The sequence below is a fragment of the Thermomonospora echinospora genome, from assembly GCF_900108175.1.
GTDB lineage: Bacteria > Actinomycetota > Actinomycetes > Streptosporangiales > Streptosporangiaceae > Thermomonospora > Thermomonospora echinospora.
On record NZ_FNVO01000020.1, the window covers coordinates 94,935 to 111,564 of the forward strand.

Annotated in this window: 19 protein-coding genes and 1 pseudogene; 5 read left to right on the forward strand and 15 right to left on the reverse strand. The window is 73.7% G+C overall.

Features of this window, described 5'->3' with window-relative positions; all coding sequences use genetic code 11:
• Window positions 1–64 precede the first annotated feature (64 nt).
• Together C4U03_RS31725 and C4U03_RS31730 are read right to left on the reverse strand one after the other, a co-directional pair.
• A complete protein-coding gene (locus C4U03_RS31725; protein ID WP_103943142.1) occupies window positions 65–1,072 on the reverse strand; it encodes an NAD(P)H-dependent glycerol-3-phosphate dehydrogenase in 1,008 nt (335 codons plus the stop codon).
• 55 nt (window positions 1,073–1,127) lie between these two features.
• Window positions 1,128–1,877: a lysophospholipid acyltransferase family protein gene (locus C4U03_RS31730; protein WP_103943144.1), complete on the reverse strand. Its 750-nt coding sequence runs from the start codon at window positions 1,875–1,877 to the stop codon at window positions 1,128–1,130.
• 92 nt (window positions 1,878–1,969) lie between these two features.
• Between C4U03_RS31730 and cofC the strand changes: the two genes are divergently transcribed.
• Complete coding sequence (cofC, locus tag C4U03_RS31735; RefSeq protein WP_103943146.1) at window positions 1,970–2,656, forward strand: 2-phospho-L-lactate guanylyltransferase; 687 nt, start codon at window positions 1,970–1,972, stop codon at window positions 2,654–2,656.
• Here the strand turns inward: cofC and C4U03_RS31740 are convergent.
• The 5 genes and pseudogenes from C4U03_RS31740 to leuC all read right to left on the reverse strand — a co-directional run bounded on the left by C4U03_RS31740 (window position 2,625) and on the right by leuC (window position 5,842).
• Window positions 2,625–2,846 carry a hypothetical protein gene (locus C4U03_RS31740; protein ID WP_235018271.1) on the reverse strand — a complete coding sequence of 74 codons (222 nt, stop codon included), beginning with the start codon at window positions 2,844–2,846 and terminating at the stop codon, window positions 2,625–2,627. The genes cofC and C4U03_RS31740 overlap by 32 nt on opposite strands.
• A gap of 86 nt (window positions 2,847–2,932) precedes the next feature.
• Window positions 2,933–3,211, reverse strand: coding sequence for an HU family DNA-binding protein (locus C4U03_RS31745; protein WP_103943150.1), 279 nt, complete (start codon window positions 3,209–3,211; stop codon window positions 2,933–2,935).
• 175 nt (window positions 3,212–3,386) lie between these two features.
• Window positions 3,387–3,590: pseudogene (locus C4U03_RS43165) on the reverse strand (SCO5555 family protein); the annotation flags it as partial.
• 220 nt (window positions 3,591–3,810) lie between these two features.
• Window positions 3,811–4,398, reverse strand: coding sequence for a 3-isopropylmalate dehydratase small subunit (leuD, locus tag C4U03_RS31755; protein ID WP_103943152.1), 588 nt, complete (start codon window positions 4,396–4,398; stop codon window positions 3,811–3,813).
• Between the two features lie 46 nt (window positions 4,399–4,444).
• The gene (gene leuC, locus C4U03_RS31760; protein ID WP_103943253.1) at window positions 4,445–5,842 is read right to left on the reverse strand and encodes a 3-isopropylmalate dehydratase large subunit; all 1,398 of its coding nucleotides are present in this window, start codon (window positions 5,840–5,842) and stop codon (window positions 4,445–4,447) included.
• Between the two features lie 107 nt (window positions 5,843–5,949).
• On the opposite strand from leuC, the gene C4U03_RS31765 reads away from it, so the two are divergent.
• The gene (locus C4U03_RS31765) at window positions 5,950–6,669 is read left to right on the forward strand and encodes an IclR family transcriptional regulator (RefSeq protein ID WP_103943154.1); all 720 of its coding nucleotides are present in this window, start codon (window positions 5,950–5,952) and stop codon (window positions 6,667–6,669) included.
• 113 nt (window positions 6,670–6,782) lie between these two features.
• On the opposite strand, the gene C4U03_RS31770 is transcribed toward C4U03_RS31765, so the two are convergent.
• From C4U03_RS31770 to C4U03_RS31780, 3 genes are read right to left on the reverse strand one after another with little or no spacing between them, the layout of a single operon-like run.
• Window positions 6,783–7,523 (reverse strand): SGNH/GDSL hydrolase family protein, encoded by a 741-nt coding sequence (locus tag C4U03_RS31770; RefSeq protein WP_200827602.1) that lies wholly within the window; start codon window positions 7,521–7,523, stop codon window positions 6,783–6,785.
• Complete coding sequence (locus C4U03_RS31775; RefSeq protein WP_103943156.1) at window positions 7,520–7,936, reverse strand: hypothetical protein; 417 nt, start codon at window positions 7,934–7,936, stop codon at window positions 7,520–7,522. Before C4U03_RS31775 ends, C4U03_RS31770 begins: the two co-directional genes overlap by 4 nt.
• Before the next feature lie 5 nt (window positions 7,937–7,941).
• The gene (locus C4U03_RS31780; protein ID WP_103943158.1) at window positions 7,942–9,012 is read right to left on the reverse strand and encodes a TlpA disulfide reductase family protein; all 1,071 of its coding nucleotides are present in this window, start codon (window positions 9,010–9,012) and stop codon (window positions 7,942–7,944) included.
• A 70-nt stretch (window positions 9,013–9,082) separates the two neighbouring features.
• Here C4U03_RS31780 and C4U03_RS31785 point away from each other — a divergent pair, with 70 nt between their 5' ends.
• Together C4U03_RS31785 and C4U03_RS31790 are read left to right on the forward strand one after the other, a co-directional pair.
• Window positions 9,083–9,712: a MerR family transcriptional regulator gene (locus C4U03_RS31785; protein ID WP_103943160.1), complete on the forward strand. Its 630-nt coding sequence runs from the start codon at window positions 9,083–9,085 to the stop codon at window positions 9,710–9,712.
• A 28-nt stretch (window positions 9,713–9,740) separates the two neighbouring features.
• Entirely contained in the window at window positions 9,741–10,628 is an 888-nt protein-coding gene (locus tag C4U03_RS31790; RefSeq protein ID WP_103943162.1) for a hypothetical protein, read from the forward strand.
• A 5-nt stretch (window positions 10,629–10,633) separates the two neighbouring features.
• On the opposite strand, the gene C4U03_RS31795 is transcribed toward C4U03_RS31790, so the two are convergent.
• The gene (locus tag C4U03_RS31795) at window positions 10,634–11,026 is read right to left on the reverse strand and encodes an NUDIX hydrolase (protein WP_103943164.1); all 393 of its coding nucleotides are present in this window, start codon (window positions 11,024–11,026) and stop codon (window positions 10,634–10,636) included.
• A gap of 157 nt (window positions 11,027–11,183) precedes the next feature.
• On the opposite strand from C4U03_RS31795, the gene C4U03_RS31800 reads away from it, so the two are divergent.
• Window positions 11,184–12,875: a toprim domain-containing protein gene (locus tag C4U03_RS31800; RefSeq protein ID WP_160147155.1), complete on the forward strand. Its 1,692-nt coding sequence runs from the start codon at window positions 11,184–11,186 to the stop codon at window positions 12,873–12,875.
• A 5-nt stretch (window positions 12,876–12,880) separates the two neighbouring features.
• On the opposite strand, the gene dmpG is transcribed toward C4U03_RS31800, so the two are convergent.
• The 4 genes from dmpG to C4U03_RS31820 all read right to left on the reverse strand — a co-directional run bounded on the left by dmpG (window position 12,881) and on the right by C4U03_RS31820 (window position 16,624).
• Entirely contained in the window at window positions 12,881–13,915 is a 1,035-nt protein-coding gene (dmpG, locus tag C4U03_RS31805; protein ID WP_103943167.1) for a 4-hydroxy-2-oxovalerate aldolase, read from the reverse strand.
• Window position 13,916: 1 nt separating this feature from the next.
• Window positions 13,917–14,813 carry an acetaldehyde dehydrogenase (acetylating) gene (locus C4U03_RS31810; RefSeq protein ID WP_103943169.1) on the reverse strand — a complete coding sequence of 299 codons (897 nt, stop codon included), beginning with the start codon at window positions 14,811–14,813 and terminating at the stop codon, window positions 13,917–13,919.
• A 17-nt stretch (window positions 14,814–14,830) separates the two neighbouring features.
• The gene (locus C4U03_RS31815) at window positions 14,831–15,613 is read right to left on the reverse strand and encodes a 2-keto-4-pentenoate hydratase (protein WP_103943171.1); all 783 of its coding nucleotides are present in this window, start codon (window positions 15,611–15,613) and stop codon (window positions 14,831–14,833) included.
• 105 nt (window positions 15,614–15,718) lie between these two features.
• Window positions 15,719–16,624 carry an SDR family oxidoreductase gene (locus C4U03_RS31820; RefSeq protein ID WP_103943173.1) on the reverse strand — a complete coding sequence of 302 codons (906 nt, stop codon included), beginning with the start codon at window positions 16,622–16,624 and terminating at the stop codon, window positions 15,719–15,721.
• Window positions 16,625–16,630: the final 6 nt, after the last annotated feature.

The window sequence follows — 16,630 nt, forward strand, 5'->3', positions numbered from 1 at the left end:
ACCCGCGAACGCCGGTCCGGGCACGCCGACCCGCGACCGCCGGTCCGGGGCCGGACGTGGCCGGTCAGACCCCGTAGCGCTCCGGCTTGGGCGAACGGGACATCAGCAGGGACGCGGCCTCGGAGATGCTCATGCCGTGGTGCATCACCGCCGCCACCACCTCGGTGATCGGCATCTCGACGCCGTGCTTGCGGGCCAGTTCCAGCACCGCCTCGGAGGTCTTGACGCCCTCGGCGGTCTGCTTGGTCACCGCGATGGTCTGCTCCAGCGTCATGCCGCGGCCCAGGTTCTCCCCGAACGTCCGGTTGCGCGACAGCGGGGAACTGCAGGTGCCGACCAGGTCGCCGAGCCCGGCCAGCCCGGCGAAGGTGTGCTCGTCGGCGCCCAGCGCCGCGCCCAGCCGGGCGATCTCGGCCAGGCCCCGGGTCATCAGCAGCGCCCGGGTGTTGTCGCCGAAGCCCAGCCCCGCGGCGATGCCGACGCACAGGGCGATGACGTTCTTGACCGCCCCGCCCAGCTCGCAGCCCACCACATCGGTGTTGGTGTAGACCCGGAAGTAGGGCGTCATGCAGGCCGCCTGGATCCGCCGCGCGGTGGCCTCGTCGGCGCAGGCGGCCACCGCGGCGCCCGGCTGGCCCTCGGCGATCTCGCGGGCCAGGTTGGGGCCGCCGACCACGGCGATCCGGTCGGCGGGCGCGTCGGTGGTCTCGGCGATCACCTCCGTCATCCGCCGGCCGGTGCCCAGCTCGATGCCCTTCATCAGGCTGACCAGGACGGCGTCGGGCGGCAGCAGGGAGCGCCAGGCGCGCAGGTTCTCGCGCAGCGTCTGGGACGGCACCGCCAGCGCCACGATGTCGGCGCCCTTGAGCGCCTCGGCCGGGTCGACCGTGGCGCGCAGCCCCTCGGGCAGCCCGACACCCGGCAGGTAGTCGGTGTTCTCGTGCCGCTCGTTGATCGCCTCGACGATCTCCGGGCGGCGGGCGCAGAGCACGACCTCGGTGCCGGCGTCGTGGAACAGCTTGGCGAACACCGTGCCCCAGGAGCCCGCGCCCAGTACTGCCGCTGTGGTCAATGCACCGCTCCGTACTCCGTCACCTGATCCGGCCGGGCCCCCGGCAGTGGTCCGGTCACGAGGCGGCTGCTCCCCGCTCGTCCCGCCTGCGGCGCTCGGCGATCGCCTTCTTGTGGTCGTAGAGCTCCTTGGGCGGCTCCTCGCCGCGCAACTCGCCCAGCAGTCCGGCGATCGCTCTCATGATCTCACCCGTCGCCTCGTGCAGCACCGCCGCGGTCATCGGCCGGTCGGCGTAGCGGGACAGGTCGATCGGCTCTCCGGCGATGACGTGCATGGTCTTGCGGGGGAACGGGCGGAACCTCTTGGTGCCGTAAGGCCACAGCTCGTGCGCGCCCCAGTGGGCGACCGGCAGCACCTTGGCCCCGGTGGTGATGGCCAGCCGGGCCACGCCGGTCTGCCCGGTCATCGGCCACAGCCGCGGGTCCCGGGTGCAGGTGCCCTCGGGATAGAACATCAGGCATTCGCCGGCCCGCAGCGCCTCCTCGGCGGCCTTGAGCGCCAGCCTGGCGTCCGAACGGTCGCGGTAGACCGGGATCTGGCCGGTGCCGCGCAGCACGGGCCCGACGAACCGGTTGCCGAACAGCGAGGACTTGGCCAGGTAGACCGGGTAGCGCCCGGACTCGTACACGAAGTGCGCCAGTGCGAGGGGGTCCGTCCAGGACAGGTGGTTGGCGGCCACGATCATGCCGCCCTCCGCGGGCACGTTGCGCCGGCCCCGCCAGTCGCGTTTGAGCAGCGCGAACAACAGCGGCCGCAGCACCGCGATCGTGAACTTCCGCCAACGCGGCGAGTAGCCGTGACTCATCTCTGCCTTCCCTTGAACATGACCCCGCGGGAGCGCACACCGCGGAGTAGTCCTCCAGTTTCACCGTTGGCGGCGCATAGTGTCGAGTTGAGATGGCTGCTGAAACGTCATGCGACGATGGACTCAGATGGTCCCTGGTGCTGCCGGTCAAGGTGCTGGCCAGGGCGAAGACCCGGATGGCGGCCGCCGCCGGGCCGCTGCGCGAGGCGCTGGCGCTGTCGGTGGCGGCCGATACCGCGGCCGCCGCGCTGCGCTGCCCGGCGGTCGCCGAGGTGATCGTGGTCACCGACGATCCGCTCGCCGCGGCGGAGCTGTCGGCGTTGGGCGCCCGGGTGGTGCCCGACGAGCCGGACCGCGGGCTGAACCCGGCTCTGGCGCACGGGGCGGCGCTGGCCAGGCGGGACCGGCCGGACGCCGGGGTGGGCGCCATGTCGGCGGACCTGCCGGCGCTGCGCCCGGCGGAGCTCGCCCGTGTGCTGGAGGCCGCCGCGCGCGCTCCGGAGTCGTTCGTACCGGACGCACTCGGCGTGGGCACCACCCTCTACACGGCCCGGCCGGGCGTGCCGTTCTCCCCCGCGTTCGGGACCGGCTCACGTGCCCGCCACGCCGCCCAGGGCGCCCGTGAGCTGCTCATGGACGGCATCGACAGCGTCCGGCGGGACGTGGACACCCCCGACGACCTGCGGGCCGCCCTGACGCTGGGCGCGGGCCCGCGCACGGCCGAGATCGCCGCCCGGCTGCCGGCGCTCAGTCCGGGAGGGGGAACGTGGACAGCGTGACGACAGTGATCCGGCCGCCCTCGACGGCCAGGTTGACCCGTTGCCCCAGCCGCAGCAGCCGCAAGCCGCCGGCCGCGAACGCCTCCGCGTCGAAGGCCAGCTCGGTCCCGTCGTCCAGCAGCACGGTGCCGGTCCGTGTCGCCGTGTCGTACGTACCGACCGTGCCCTGCATCCGCGTCCTGTCCGACATGCCGCAAGCCTAGCGAGCCCATGTAGACGCGCCCGGGGTCCGTACCTGGTGGTACGGACCCCGGGCGCACTGACCTGTGTTGTTGTCTACTTCTTGCCGGCGACCAGGTTTTTGAAATCCGCGCCCGCCTTGAACTTGGGCACCGATGTGGCGGGCACCTCGATGGTCTTGCCGGTTGCCGGGTTGCGGGCCGTGCGGGCAGGCCGGTCGGCCTTCTCGAACGAACCGAACCCGGTGATCGCGACCTTGTCGCCCTTGGCGACTGCGGTCTGGATCGTCTCCAGGATCGCGTCGACGGCCTCGGCTGCGGCCTTCTTGCTGCCCAGTCGCTCCGAGATGGCGTCGACCAGCTCACGCTTGTTCATTGGGTTGCTCCTCCGGTTCCCCCCTTGCCCGCACGAAACTAGGGGACGTGCGGCGGGGAAACAATCACCTGCAAGCAATACTTGCCGTGTCGCAGGCGATTTCGTCGCTCTGAGGGCCCTCGGACGAAGAGAATGAACCCGATGTGTCCGACTCATCACCGTCTGTGTTCACTCGTTCCGCAAGGTCGACCAGGAACGCCTCCAGCCTGCGGGCGGCCAGCTCGCAGTCCCGTTTGGCCAGATCCGTGATCGTCAGCAGATGCCGGATCAGCCGGCGGCGGGGTTCGGCGGGCAGCGGGGCGACCATGCGGTGGGCGTCCCGCAGCCGGAGCGCCAGCCGGGTCAGTGCCGGGTCTTCCCACCGCGGGCCGGCCCACACCGGACTCCCCGGTGAGATCCGTGAACTGTTCACGCTTGTGCCCCCAAAAACCACATCGAGCGTGTCTCCCAACAGGAATTGTCTCCTGCCGGGAGGCACGCTCGTGTGGCGAGTCCCCGTGAAGGGCTCCACGGGGTCCTGCGGGCCGCCAGATCCCCCCGCCGTCCGCGCCACGCCCGGTACGCGCGTCACGGGGTCCTGCGGGCTCCGGATCCGTGGCTCAGGTGGTCACGGGCAGCCAGGACGCGCGGCCCTGTTCGAAGGCGGTGATGTCGTCGGCGTGGCGGAGGGTCAGGCCGATGTCGTCCAGGCCCTCCAGCAGCCGCCAGCGGGTGTAGTCGTCGATCTCGAAGGCGGCGGTGATCCCGGCGCCGCGCACCTCGCGGGCCTGCAGGTCGACGGTGATCTCGGTGGCCGGGTCCTGCTCGGCGGCCCGCTGCAGCGCCTCCACGGTCTCGGCGGGCAGCACCACCGGCAGCAGCCCCATCTTGGTGGAGTTGTTGCGGAAGATGTCGCCGAAGCGCGGGGCGATGACGGCGCGGAACCCGTACTGCTGCAGCGCCCACACGGCGTGCTCGCGGGAGGAGCCGGTGCCGAAGTCGGGCCCGGCGATCAGGATGCTGGCGCCCTCGTACTGCGGCTGGTTCAGCACGAACGACGGGTCCTCGCGCCAGGCCGAGAACAGGCCCTTCTCGAAGCCGGTGCGGCTGACCTGCTTCAGCCACACCGCGGGGATGATCTGGTCGGTGTCGACGTTGCTGCGCCGCAGCGGCACGCCGCGGCCGGTGTGAACGGTGAACGCTTCCATCGTCAGAGGTCTCCAGAGGTTCGGGTGAGGGACGGGCGGGGCGCCGCTAGAGGTCGGCCGGAGCGGCCAGCCGCCCGGTGACGGCGGTGGCGGCGGCGACGGCGGGCGACACCAGGTGGGTGCGGCCGCCGGGGCCCTGCCGGCCCTCGAAGTTGCGGTTGGAGGTCGAGGCGCTGCGCTCCCCGGCGGCGAGCTTGTCGGGGTTCATGGCCAGGCACATCGAGCAGCCGGCCTCCCGCCAGTCGGCGCCGGCGGCCTTGAAGACCTCGTCCAGCCCCTCGGCCTGGGCCTGCGCCTTGACCTTCATCGAGCCCGGGACGACCAGCATGCGCACGCCGTCGGCGACCTTGCGGCCCCTGAGCACCTCGGCCACGGCGCGCAGGTCCTCGATGCGGCCGTTGGTGCACGAGCCCACGAAGACGGTGTCGACCTCGATGTCGCGCAGCGGGGTGCCGGCGGTCAGGCCCATGTACTCCAGGGCGCGCTCGGCGGCCTGCCGCTCGACCGGGTCGGCGAAGGAGGCCGGGTCGGGCACCGACTCGCCCAGCGGCAGCCCCTGGCCCGGGTTGGTGCCCCAGGTCACGAACGGGGTCAGCGTGGCCGCGTCGATCACGACCTCCTTGTCGAAGACCGCGTCGTCGTCGGTGCGCAGGGACTTCCAGTACGCCACGGCCGCGTCCCACTCGGCGCCCTGCGGGGCGTGCGGGCGGCCCTTGAGGTAGGCGAAGGTGGTCTCGTCCGGGGCGATCATGCCGGCCCGGGCGCCCGCCTCGATGGACATGTTGCAGACCGTCATGCGGCCCTCCATCGACAGGCTCCGGATGGCCTCGCCGCGGTACTCGATGATGTAGCCCTGGCCGCCGCCGGTGCCGATGCGGGCGATGACCGCCAGGATCAGGTCCTTGGCGGTGACGCCCTCGGGCAGCTCGCCGTTGACCGTGATGGCCATGGTCTTCGGCTTGACCTGCGGCAGCGTCTGGGTGGCCAGCACATGCTCGACTTCGCTGGTGCCGATACCGAAGGCCAGCGCGCCGAACGCGCCGTGCGTGGAGGTGTGGGAGTCGCCGCACACCACCGTCATGCCGGGCTGGGTCAGGCCCAGCTGCGGGCCGATGACGTGCACGATGCCCTGTCCGTCGTCGCCCATCGGGTGCAGCCGGACGCCGAACTCGGCGGCGTTCTTGCGCAGGGTCTCCACCTGGGTGCGCGAGACCGGGTCGGCGATCGGCGCCAGCAGGTTCTGGGTGGGGACGTTGTGGTCCTCGGTGGCGATGGTCAGGTCCGGCCGGCGCACGGTGCGGCCGGCCAGCCGCAGCCCGTCGAACGCCTGCGGGCTGGTGACCTCGTGCACCAGGTGCAGGTCGATGTAGAGAAGGTCCGGCTCGCCTTCGGCGCGTCGCACGACGTGCGCGTCGTAGACCTTGTCGGCCAGTGTCCGGCCCATGAGCTCCACCTCACCTGATCATCACCTTGGGTCACCTCCGCGCGCCGGTGCGCGAAGGCCGAGGTCCCGAACTTGCATCTCATATTTCAAGACTGCAATATCGAGGTATGGACAACTCTAGCGGAGTCGGCGTACTTGACAAAGCGGTACTGGTACTGAACGCGCTGGAGGCCGGCCCCGCGTCGCTGGCCAGCCTGGTGCAGACCACCGGGCTGGCCAGGCCGACGGCCCACCGCCTCGCCGTCGCGCTGGAGCACCACCGTCTCGTCCACCGAGACGCGCAGGGGCGCTTCATTCTCGGCCCCCGGCTGGCCGAACTGGCCGTGGCGGCCGGCGAGGACCGGCTGCTGGCGATCGCGCAGCCCGTCCTGGCCCAGTTGCGCGACCTGACCGGCGAGAGCGCCCAGCTCTACCGGCGGCAGGGCGACGTACGGGTGTGCGTCGCGGCGGCCGAGCGCAGCAGCGGCCTGCGCGACACCGTGCCGGTAGGCAGCGCGCTGCCGATGACCGCGGGCTCGGCGGCGCAGATCCTGCTGGCCTGGGAGGAGCCGGACCGGCTGCACCGCGGGCTGCGCGGCGCCAAGTTCGAGGCGGCCACGCTGGCGTCGGTACGGCGGCGCGGCTGGGCGCAGAGCGTCGGGGAGCGCGAGCAGGGGGTGGGGTCGGTGTCGGCCCCCATCCGGGGTACGGGCGGGCGGGTGGTCGCCGCCATCTCGGTGTCCGGCCCGCTGGAACGCCTCACCCGCTCCCCCGGCCGCCTGCACGCCGCCCCCGTGGTCGCCGCCGCCGAACGCATCTCCGAGGCGATGCGCCGCACCGCCACCTGACCTGTCCCGGACCCGGCGGTCCCCGCTCCGCCACGGTCACCTGGACGGAGAGTCCGGGGCGCCCCTCGGGACGCCGGCCGGGCAGCACCCGCCCGGCCGGCGTCCCACCGAGGTCAGGCGACCAGCGCCGCCACGGCAGGGGCCAGTTGCCCGGCCCACAGGCGATAGCCCTCGGTGGAGGGATGGAACCGGTCGGCGGCGTAGAGACGCTCGTCGCTCAGGTCGGGCGCGGCGGCCCGCAGGTGGACGACCTGGGGCAGCCGCGCCGCGACCCGGCGGACGGCGTGGTCCATCGCCAGCGCCCGCAGCCCCATGACGCCCCGTAGCGGCTGCGGCAGGCTCGGAAACCTGTGGACGTGCGGCATTCCGGCCACCAGCACGGGCACCGGGCCGCCGGCCGCGCGGACGGCGGCGATGAGCTCGGTCACGTCCTGCTCCCAGCGCCGCAGCGGGCGCAGCTTGAGCAGGTCGTTGATGCCGACGAGGATCACCACCACGTCGGCGGGCGCGCCGGCCAGGCCCGGCGCGAACTCCTCGCGCACCTGCCGGGCGGTCGCCCCGGAGCGGCCGGCGGTCCGCCAGGCCACCGGCCGCCCGGTGGCGGCGGCGAGGGCCACCGCCAGGCGGCCCGGCAGCGCCTGGTCGTGCCGCTCGGCCCCGACCCCGGCGGCGGTGGAGTCGCCCAGCACGGCCAGCCGGATCACCGGTCCGTCCCCGGCGGCCGTCCCGTGGTCGGGACCGGCGGCCTCGGGCAGGCGGGGCGTCCTGGCCCGCACACCCCGCCCCTGGACGGCCAGGATGGGGGCGAGCGGCAGCGCGAGCGGCTGGACGGCCCTGAGCGCGGCGAACCTCACCGTTCCTCCGAAGGCTGCGCCAGGCGCTTTTCGGCCTCGGCCCACAGGCCGGCCGCGCCGTTCCGGTCCCGGGGCAGCCCGTCGGCCGGGATCTCCCAGAATCTGAAGTCCGCTTCCAGCGTCCACGGCCGGATCCGCTTCATGATCCGGCCGTGCGGGTCGGTGCGGGCGTAGCCGTACAGCGCCCTGCGGTCCGTCCAGGCCGACAGTGTCCAGAAGGTCCCCCGGACCGGGCTCGCGCGCAGCGAGACGCCGAGGGCGCCGGGCGAGCGCCGGGCCTGCCGCCACAGCCGCAGCGAGTGGATCAGGAAGACCGGCGAGCGCCAGGCCGTCCGGAGCCGGAACCTGGAGGCCATGACCAGGGCGACCGTGCCGGTGTCCGGGTCTGCCGACGAGGTCCAGGGGATTTCCATGGGGTTCACTCCTGTGGGGTCAGCGGGCGGTAGAGGGGGATGCCGGCGTCCTCCAGCTCCGTGCGGAGGGCGAAATAGGCGTCGCCGAAGGGGTCCTCGCCGGTGAGCGGCATGAGCCCGCGGCGGATGGCGATGTCGTGCGGGGCCAGGGCCGCCGCGGCGTCCAGATGGCGGCGGGCGGCTTGCGCGCGTCCCCGCCGGGCGAGCCAGACCGCCAGCCGGGCGTGCGCGCGGGCCCGTCGTTCCTGCATGGTCGGCACCCGCAGGTGCTCACGGACCTGCTCGGCGTCCAGGCCGGCGTCGTCGTCGACCACCCAGCGGCGCAGCGCCTCCAGCGACCTGGCGGAGTCGAGCCCGTTCATGGAACGGAACAGGTCGGTGGCGGTCTGGGTGTCCTGGGGGCGGGCGATGCGGCCCTGCTCGTCCACCCAGACCACGGTCGGCACGTTGATCACGTTGTAGCGCTCGGCGACCAGCCCCTCGGCGTCGACCAGCGCCGGATGCGGCGACGGACGGCCGGCGTGCGCCTCGGCGATCCAGGGACGGGCGTCCTCGGCGGCGCGGTCCAGCGCCACGCTCAGCACGGTGAACCCGTGCCGTTCCAGCGCCTCGTGCCGTTCCTGCCAGGCGGGCAGGTCGTAGCGGCAGCCGCACCAGGACGCCCAGAAGACGATCGCCACCTTGCGGCCCCGGAAGTCCGCCAGGGACACACCGTCCAGCGTGAAGTCCGGGGCCCGCTCGGCGGTGAGGCCGCCGGCGGCGAACGGCCCGGCGCCCTCGGCGAAGGCGACCGCCCGCTCGTCCTCGTCGATCACGGCGAGCCTGCCGACCAACTCGGCGAAGGCCGCGACGTCGACGCCCTCGGGGGTCTCGGCGGCGGCCGCGCGATGGACGGGCAGGCACGCCTCGTCCCGGCACCAGCCGTGCGGCTTGCGGGTCCAGCCGAGCAGCGGGCGGTCGAGGGGGGCCAGCAGCCGGCCGTCCCCGGCCGGGCGCGCGTCCAGCGTGTACGTCCCGTCGGCCTCGATCGCGGTGAACGTCCTGGCGAGCGTCTCGGCGGGCCTTGCAGTGGTCATGGCGATCCCCGTCCTTGGATACCTTCACTATCCAACGATTGGATAGTACTACTATCCAAAGGGAGGTGTCATGAGGATTTCCGAGCTGAGCGAGCGCAGCGGGCTGCCGGTGCAGACGATCAAGTTCTACATACGGGAGGGGCTGCTGCCGAGGGGCGTCGCATCCGCCGCCACCCGGGCCGAGTACGACCAGACCCATCTGGACCGGTTGCGGCTCATCCGGGCGCTGCGCGAGGTCGGCAACCTGCCGGTCGCGGCGATCCGACGCATCGTCGAGGCGGTGGAGGACCCCGCCGTCGGGCTACACGACCTGTTCGGCACCGCCCAGTACGCGCTCCGCCCGCGTGTCCAGGCTCCCGAAGACGACCCGGACTGGGGGGCGGCCCGCCGGGACGTGGACGCGCTGATCGCCGAACTGGGCTGGCAGGTCACCGAACGGGCGCCCGCCCGCGACCTGCTCACCCAGACCTTCGTGGCGCTGCGCCGGCTGGACTTCACGGTCACCCCCGATGACCTGCGCCCGTACGTGGAGGCCGCGGTGGCACTGGCCGAGCACGAGACCGGAGGGCTCGCCGAGGACGCCTCGCGCGCCCGCGCGGTGCGCGGCATGCTGGCGACCGTGCTCTACGAGCAGGTGCTGATCGCCCTGCACCGGCTGGCCCAGGAGGACGCCTCGGCGCGGCACTTCGGCCCCTCGTGAACGGCCCGGCCGTGGGTAAAGGACCCGTGTGGATCTCGCCACCGTCGCACACGAGCTTTACGAAGTCAGGCCCGAGGAGTTCACCGACGCCCGCAAGCGCCTGGTGACCGCGGCCCGCTCGGCCGGTGACGCCGGGCTGGCCGGGCGGATCGGACGGCTGCGCAAGCCGACCGTGTCGGCCTGGGCGGTCAACCGGCTGTCACGGGCGGCCGGTGACGACCTGGCCGGGCTGCTGCGGCTGGGCGCCGAGCTGCGCGCGGCCTGGTCGTCCGGCGGCCCCATCGCGGAGCTGGAGCAGCGCCGCGGCGAGATCGTCGCACGACTGCTGCGCACCGCCGAACGGCTGGCGGCCGACGCCGGCCGGCCGCTGCGCGAGACGGCCCTGCGGGAGGTCGAGGACACCCTGCAGGCCGCCGCCGTGGACCCGGACGTGGCCGAGGAGGTCCGGACCGGCACGCTGGACAGACCGCGCAGCCACACCGGCTTCGCGCCCGCCGCCTTCGCCGTCCCGCCCGGACCGCCCACATCGCCCACATCGCCCGCACCGTCCGGAAAGGACGGGCCACCGGCCACCTTGCGCGAGCCTCCCAAACCCTCGAAAGCTCCCCGGGAGCAGCGCGCCGAGCGGGAGCGGCAACGGCGTGCCGAAGCCGCGCGGGCCGCCGAACGCCGGGCCGAGGAGGCCGACAGAGCACGAGCGGAGTGGGAGTCGGAGGTTGCCGCGGCACGGCGGGAGCTCGACGAGCGCACCGCCGAGACCGACGAGCTGCGCCGCCGGCTCGACGAGGCGCTCGACCGCCGCGAGGCCGCCGAACGCCGGGTCCACGTCGCCCACCGCGAACTCGCCCGGGCGTCCCGCGCCGCCGACGAGGCCCGCCGCAGAGCTGCCGAGACCGCCCGGACCGCCCGCCGCTGACCGGGTCAGCCCACCAGGTCGTGGGCGGCGGCCAGGTCGAAGGCGGCCCGCGCGGCGGGGGCGAGCAGATCCCGTTCGCCGGCGCCGACATAGACGCACTCGTCGATCTCCCCGGCCGGGCCGATCCGGCCGTGGAAGCCGGCGGTGAAGCAGGCCATCCGGACGTGCGTGTGCTCCGGCTGGTCATGGGCGGGGGCGTGCACGACGCCCAGTTCCCGGAACGTCCCGTGGTCCAGCTCGACGGCCAGTTCCTCGCGCACCTCCCGCGACAGCGCCGCCCAGTCCTCCTCCCCCGCTTCCCGCTTACCGCCCGGCAGGTAGAGCAGGTCACGGCCACGGGCCCGGACGGCGAGCATGCGGCGGTCGGCGGTGTGGATCCAGGCGACGACGTCCAGCATGCCGATGATCCTTCCAGACCGGGGGCGCACCGGTTCCGGGCACGTCCGGGCCGGAGGACGACGTCGGAAAATTTCCATAAAAAGGACGTATTGGGCGGCCGTGTTCGCGGGTACAACCGAGGTCGAGCTTCCCACCCCGACGTGCGGAGGCTTGACGATGCCCGCGACGGCTCCACCCCCTGCGGCCCAGACGGTGAACGTGCTGCGGGGCATGGCCGAACAGGAGATCTCCCGGCTGCTGGCGGGCTCGCGCCCGTGGACGTGGTGGCTGGAACACGCGGCCCGCTACGGGCGGCACGGCTTCACCAACACGGTGCTGATCGCGGCGCAGTGGCGCTTCGCCACGGACGTCCGCTCGTACGAGGAGTGGCGGGCGGCCGGGCGCCAGGTCCGCCGGGGCGAGACCGGGATCCGGATCATCTCCCGCAACGGGCGCTCGCGGGCGGTCTTCGACATCTCGCAGACCGACGGGCTGCCGGTGGAGACGGCCCGGGTGCCGCCGGAGACGGCGTACGAGCGACTGCGGCAGGCGGCGCACGGCCTCGGCCTGCGGCTCGACCACGAGACGCCCGCCGGCCGGGACGCGCTGACCGCGCTCGCGCTCCGGCTGGGCCACCGGCTGCTGCCCTCGCACACCGCGTCCGTGGCCTATCTGGTGCTCGCACATCTGGGCGTTCCAGGCTCGCACCTGGTCTTTCCCGAGGTGCGAAGCTGGGCGGAGGACACCGCCTCCGTCGTCACCACCGGTGACCGGATCCTGCGCGCGGCGCGGGCCGTCGTGGACAGGCTCGACCTGGCCGAGTCCGCGCGCTCCTGCCTGCGGAACGCGCACGCGTTCTTCCTCGCCCAGGCGCCCGCCGGCCCGGTCCCCGCCCACCTGGCGCAGCGGGGGTTCCCGCCGGACGTCCTGGCGCGGTGGGAGATCGGGTACGCGCCGAACTCGTGGCGGGCGCTCACCGAGCATCTGCGCGGGCTGGGGCACGACGACGAGACGATCCTCGGCGCCGGGCTGGCCCGGCGGGGCCGCGGCGGCGCGCTCTACGACCTCTTCCGCGACCGGGCCGTGTTCGCCCTGCGCGACGGCGACGGCGCGATCGCGGGCTTCATCGGCAGGCGCCTGGACGGGGCGGACGGGGCGGACGGGCCGAAGTACCTCAACAGCCCCGAGTCGGCGATCTTCCGCAAGGGCCGGCTGCTGTACGGGCTGCACGAGACCCGGGACAGGCTGGCCGGGGGCGCGCGGCCGGTCATCGTGGAGGGGCCGTTCGACGCCGTCGCGGTGAACATCGCCGCACCAGGCCACGCCGCCGTCGCCACCTGCGGCTCGGTCGTCACTGCGGCGCAACTGGAGGCGCTCGGCGTCGCCCTCCGGGCATTCGGCGCCGGGAGGGGGACGGACGCGGACGGGCCTGGAGTGCTGCTCGCCCTGGACGGCGACCAGGCGGGCCGGGCCGCCGCGATCCGGGCGTGGGACGTGCTCGCCAGGGTGAACGCGCCGGTGGACGTGGCGCTGCTTCCCGACGGCGGCGATCCGGCGGAGGTGCTGCGCGGGCGGGGACCGGCGGCGTTGCGGGAGGCTCTGGCGTCCGCGACCCCGCTGGCCGACCTGGTGGTGGACACGGCCGTCGAGCGGGCGGGCGGGGCGCTGCGTTCGCCCGAGGAACGGCTGGCGGCCCTGCGGGCGTCCACCGCGCTGATCGCCCGGACGGCCCCCGTCCACGTCGCCCGGCAGGTCGGCCGGGTCGCCCGGCGGCTGGGCCTCGACCACGCGACCGTCACGTCCGCGCTGGTCGAAGCCGTCACGGCGCCCCGCGGGCAGGAGTTCCCCCGCCCGTCCGGATCCTCCTGACGCCGTCAGCCGCCCTCGGCCCGCTCCTTGGACAGTTCGAGGGCGATGTCGATGAGCTGGTCCTCCTGGCCGCCGATCAGCTTGCGCTCACCGGCCCGCACCAGGATCTGGGCGCCGGAGACGCCGTAGCGCTCGGCGTGCCGGGCGGCGTGCTTGAGGAAGCTGGAGTAGACCCCGGCGTAGCCCATCATGATCTCCATCCGGCCCAGCAGGCACTCGGAGTCCATCACCGGGCGGACCACGTCCTCGGCGGCATCGACGATCTTGAACACGTCGATGCCGGTGCGGATGCCGAGCCGGTCGCACACGGCCACGAACGCCTCGACCGGGGTGTTGCCCGCCCCGGCGCCCAGCCGGCGGACCGAGCCGTCGATCTGCTTGGCGCCCGCGCGGAGGGCGGCGATGCTGTTGGCCACGCCGAGGCCGAGGTTCTCGTGGCCGTGGAAGCCGACCTGGGCGTCGTCGCCGAGCTCGGCGACCAGCGCGGCGACGCGGTCGGAGGTGTCCTCCAGGATGAGGGCGCCGGCCGAGTCCACCACGTACACGCACTGGCAGCCGGCGTCGGCCATGATCCGCCCCTGCCGGGCCAGCACCTCCGGCGGCTGGGAGTGCGCCATCATCAGGAACCCGACGGTCTCCAGGCCCAGCTCGCGGGCCAGCCCGAAGTGCTGCACCGACACGTCGGCCTCGGTGCAGTGGGTGGCGATGCGGCAGATCCGCGCACCGTTGTCGGCGGCCTCGCGGATGTCGTCCTTGACGCCCACCCCCGGCAGCATCAGGAAGGCGATCTGGGCCTGGGTGGCGGTCTTGACCGCGGCCTTGATCAGCTCCTGCTCGGGGGTCCGGGAGAAGCCGTAGGTGAAGGAGGAGCCGCCCAGCCCGTCGCCGTGGGTGACCTCGATGACCGGGACGCCGGCCTCGTCGAGGGCGGCGACGACCGAGGTCACGTGGTCGACGGTGAACTGGTGGCGCTTGGCGTGCGAGCCGTCGCGCAGCGAGGAGTCGGTGACGCGGATGTCGAGCGTGTCGGAGTAGGGCATGTCAGGCTCCAGCCTCGATCTCCTGGGCGAGGACCTCGCCGACCTCGGTGGCGGCGGCGGTCATGATGTCGAGGTTCCCGGCGTAGGGGGGCAGGAAGTCGCCCGCGCCCTCGACCTCCAGGAAGATGGCCACCCGGGCCATCCCGCCGGTCTCCGGCGCCGGGTCGTCGAACTGCGGCTCGGCGCGCAGCCGGTAGCCGGGGACGTAGCCGGACACCCGGCCGACGACGTCCAGCACGGACTCGGTGATCTTGTCGCGGTCGGCGTCGGCCGGGATCGCGCAGAACACCGTGTCCCGCATGATCACCGGCGGGTCGGCCGGGTTGAGGATGATGATGGCCTTGCCCCGGCGGGCGCCGCCGATGGTCTCGATGCCGCGCGCGGTGGTCTTGGTGAACTCGTCGATGTTGGCGCGGGTGCCCGGCCCGGCCGACAGCGACGCCACCGAGGCGACGATCTCGGCGTACTCGACCGGCACCACCCGCGAGACCGCGTACACCATCGGGATGGTGGCCTGCCCGCCGCAGGTGGTCAGGTTGACGTTGTCGGCGCCCAGGTGCTCGCGCAGGTTGGCGGGCGGCACCACGGCGGGACCGACCGCGGCGGGCGTCAGGTCGATGGCCCGGATCCCCGCCTCCCGGTAGCGGGACGCGGCGGCCCGGTGCACGTACGCCGAGGTCGCCTCGAACACCAGGTCGGGCTTCTCGGGCCGGGCCAGCAGCCAGTCGATGCCCTCGTGGCTGGTCTCCAGGCCCAGCTCGGCGGCCCGCTTGAGCCCCTCGCTGTCGGGGTCCACCCCGACCATGTAGCGGGGCTCGATGTGCCGGCTGCGCAGCAGCTTGTACAGCAGGTCGGTGCCGATGTTGCCCGGCCCGACGATCGCGGCGGTCGCCGTCATGGGTCACCCCCTGGGGGTCATTTGAACGTGAGCGAGACGGAGCCGAGGTCGGTGAAGTCGGCGGTGAAGGTCTGTCCGGCGGCCACGTCGATCGCGCGGGTGCACGAGCCGGGCAGCACCAGGTGGCCCGCCCGCAGCCGGACGCCGAACGAGGCGACCTTGCGGGCCAGCCAGGCCACGCACGTCACCGGGTTGCCCAGCACGGCGTCGGAGCGGCCGGAGACGACGGGCTCGCCGTCGCGGTACAGCGTGGCCTCGATCGCGGTCAGGTCCAGGCCCGCGGGCGGGCGGCCCGCGCCGATGACGTAGCCGGCCGAGGAGGCGTTGTCGGCGATGGTGTCGGCCAGCGCGATCCGCCAGTCGACGATCCGGCTGTCGATCAGCTCCAGGGCGGGGACGACCCGCTCGGTGGCGGCCAGTACGTCGTCCTCGGTGCAGTCCTCGCCGGGCAGGTCGGCGCCGAGCACGAACCCGACCTCGACCTCGACCCGCGGGTAGCAGTAGCGGGCGGCCTCCACCGGCTCGTCCTGCCGCAGTGCCATGTCGCCGAGCAGGTGACCGTAGTCGGGCTCGTCCACGCCCATCATCTGCTGCATCGCCTTGGACGACAGGCCGACCTTGTGGCCGCCCACCACCGCGCCCGCCGCCACCCGGCGGCCGATGTTGATGAGCTGGATCTCGTAGGCGTCCACGGCGTCGATGCCCGGGAAGGTCTCGACGAGCGGCGGGATCGGCGCCCGGTTCAGCTCGGCCTCGCGCAGCCGGTCGGCGGCGTCGCGGCGCTGTTCCTCGGTGAGCATGTCCGTGACGGTACGAGCGGACGGCCGGGTGCGCCCGGACGGATCCCACTGGCCGGGAACGTCCGGGCGCCCGGTCCCGTCATCGTCTCCCGCGGCGGGGAGAGGTCAGGCCCCGTAGACGGGCTCGGGGTCCTGTGCCTTGGCCAGCAGGCCGGTGACGACGGGGCCGAGTTCGGCGGGCTCCCAGCGGGCGCCCTTGTCGACGGCGGGGCCGTGCCGGAAGCCCTCCATGACGCACACCTTGCCGCCCTCCACCTCGAAGACCCGGCCGGTGACGTCCCTGGACTGCGATGAGCCCAGCCAGACCACCAGCGGCGAGACGTTCTCGGGGGCCATGGCGTCGAAGGCGCCCGGCTCGGGCGCCGCCATGGTCTCGGCGAACACCTCCTCGGTCATCCGGGTCCGGGCGGCCGGGGCGATGGCGTTGACGCTCACCCCGTACCGGCCCAGTTCGGCGGCGGCGACCAGGGTGAGGCCCACGATGCCGGCCTTGGCGGCCGAGTAGTTGCCCTGGCCGACGCTGCCCAGCAGCCCGGCGCCGGAGGAGGTGTTGATGATGCGGGCGTCCACCGGCTCACCGGCCTTGGCCCGCGCCCGCCAGTACGCCCCGGCGTGCTTGAGCGGCAGGAAGTGGCCCTTGAGGTGGACGCGGACGACCGCGTCCCACTCGTCCTCGCCGAGGTTGACCAGCATCCGGTCGCGCAGGAACCCGGCGTTGTTGACCAGCACGTCCAGCCCGCCGAACGTCTCGGTCGCGGTGGCGACCAGCGCGGCGGCCCCCTCGCCGGTGGCGACGTCGTGGCCGTCGGCCACCGCCTCGCCGCCCAGCGCCCGGATCTCCCGGACGACCTCGTGCGCGGGGCCCTCGTCGCCCGGCCCGCCGCCGTCCCGGCCCACCCCGAGGTCGTTGACCACCACCTTGGCGCCCTGCCGGGCGAACTCCAGCGCGTGCGCGCGGCCGAGGCCGCGCCCGGCCCCGGTGACGATGACGACGCGTCCCGCACAGATCATGGGGCG

Bases quoted from the DNA above. Each gene is read 5' to 3' on its own strand.
- dmpG (WP_103943167.1), bottom strand. From the start codon at position 13,915: ATGCCCTACTCCGACACGCTCGACATCCGCGTCACCGACTCCTCGCTG.
- cofC (WP_103943146.1), top strand. From the start codon at position 1,970: ATGGCTGCTGAAACGTCATGCGACGATGGACTCAGATGGTCCCTGGTG.
- C4U03_RS31740 (WP_235018271.1), bottom strand. From the start codon at position 2,846: ATGTCGGACAGGACGCGGATGCAGGGCACGGTCGGTACGTACGACACG.
- C4U03_RS31820 (WP_103943173.1), bottom strand. From the start codon at position 16,624: ATGATCTGTGCGGGACGCGTCGTCATCGTCACCGGGGCCGGGCGCGGC.
- leuC (WP_103943253.1), bottom strand. From the start codon at position 5,842: ATGGGCCGGACACTGGCCGACAAGGTCTACGACGCGCACGTCGTGCGA.
- C4U03_RS31810 (WP_103943169.1), bottom strand. From the start codon at position 14,813: ATGACGGCGACCGCCGCGATCGTCGGGCCGGGCAACATCGGCACCGAC.
- C4U03_RS31765 (WP_103943154.1), top strand. From the start codon at position 5,950: ATGGACAACTCTAGCGGAGTCGGCGTACTTGACAAAGCGGTACTGGTA.
- C4U03_RS31780 (WP_103943158.1), bottom strand. From the start codon at position 9,012: ATGACCACTGCAAGGCCCGCCGAGACGCTCGCCAGGACGTTCACCGCG.
- leuD (WP_103943152.1), bottom strand. From the start codon at position 4,398: ATGGAAGCGTTCACCGTTCACACCGGCCGCGGCGTGCCGCTGCGGCGC.
- C4U03_RS31800 (WP_160147155.1), top strand. From the start codon at position 11,184: ATGCCCGCGACGGCTCCACCCCCTGCGGCCCAGACGGTGAACGTGCTG.
- C4U03_RS31730 (WP_103943144.1), bottom strand. From the start codon at position 1,877: ATGAGTCACGGCTACTCGCCGCGTTGGCGGAAGTTCACGATCGCGGTG.
- C4U03_RS31785 (WP_103943160.1), top strand. From the start codon at position 9,083: ATGAGGATTTCCGAGCTGAGCGAGCGCAGCGGGCTGCCGGTGCAGACG.
- C4U03_RS31775 (WP_103943156.1), bottom strand. From the start codon at position 7,936: ATGGAAATCCCCTGGACCTCGTCGGCAGACCCGGACACCGGCACGGTC.
- C4U03_RS31795 (WP_103943164.1), bottom strand. From the start codon at position 11,026: ATGCTGGACGTCGTCGCCTGGATCCACACCGCCGACCGCCGCATGCTC.
- C4U03_RS31815 (WP_103943171.1), bottom strand. From the start codon at position 15,613: ATGCTCACCGAGGAACAGCGCCGCGACGCCGCCGACCGGCTGCGCGAG.
- C4U03_RS31745 (WP_103943150.1), bottom strand. From the start codon at position 3,211: ATGAACAAGCGTGAGCTGGTCGACGCCATCTCGGAGCGACTGGGCAGC.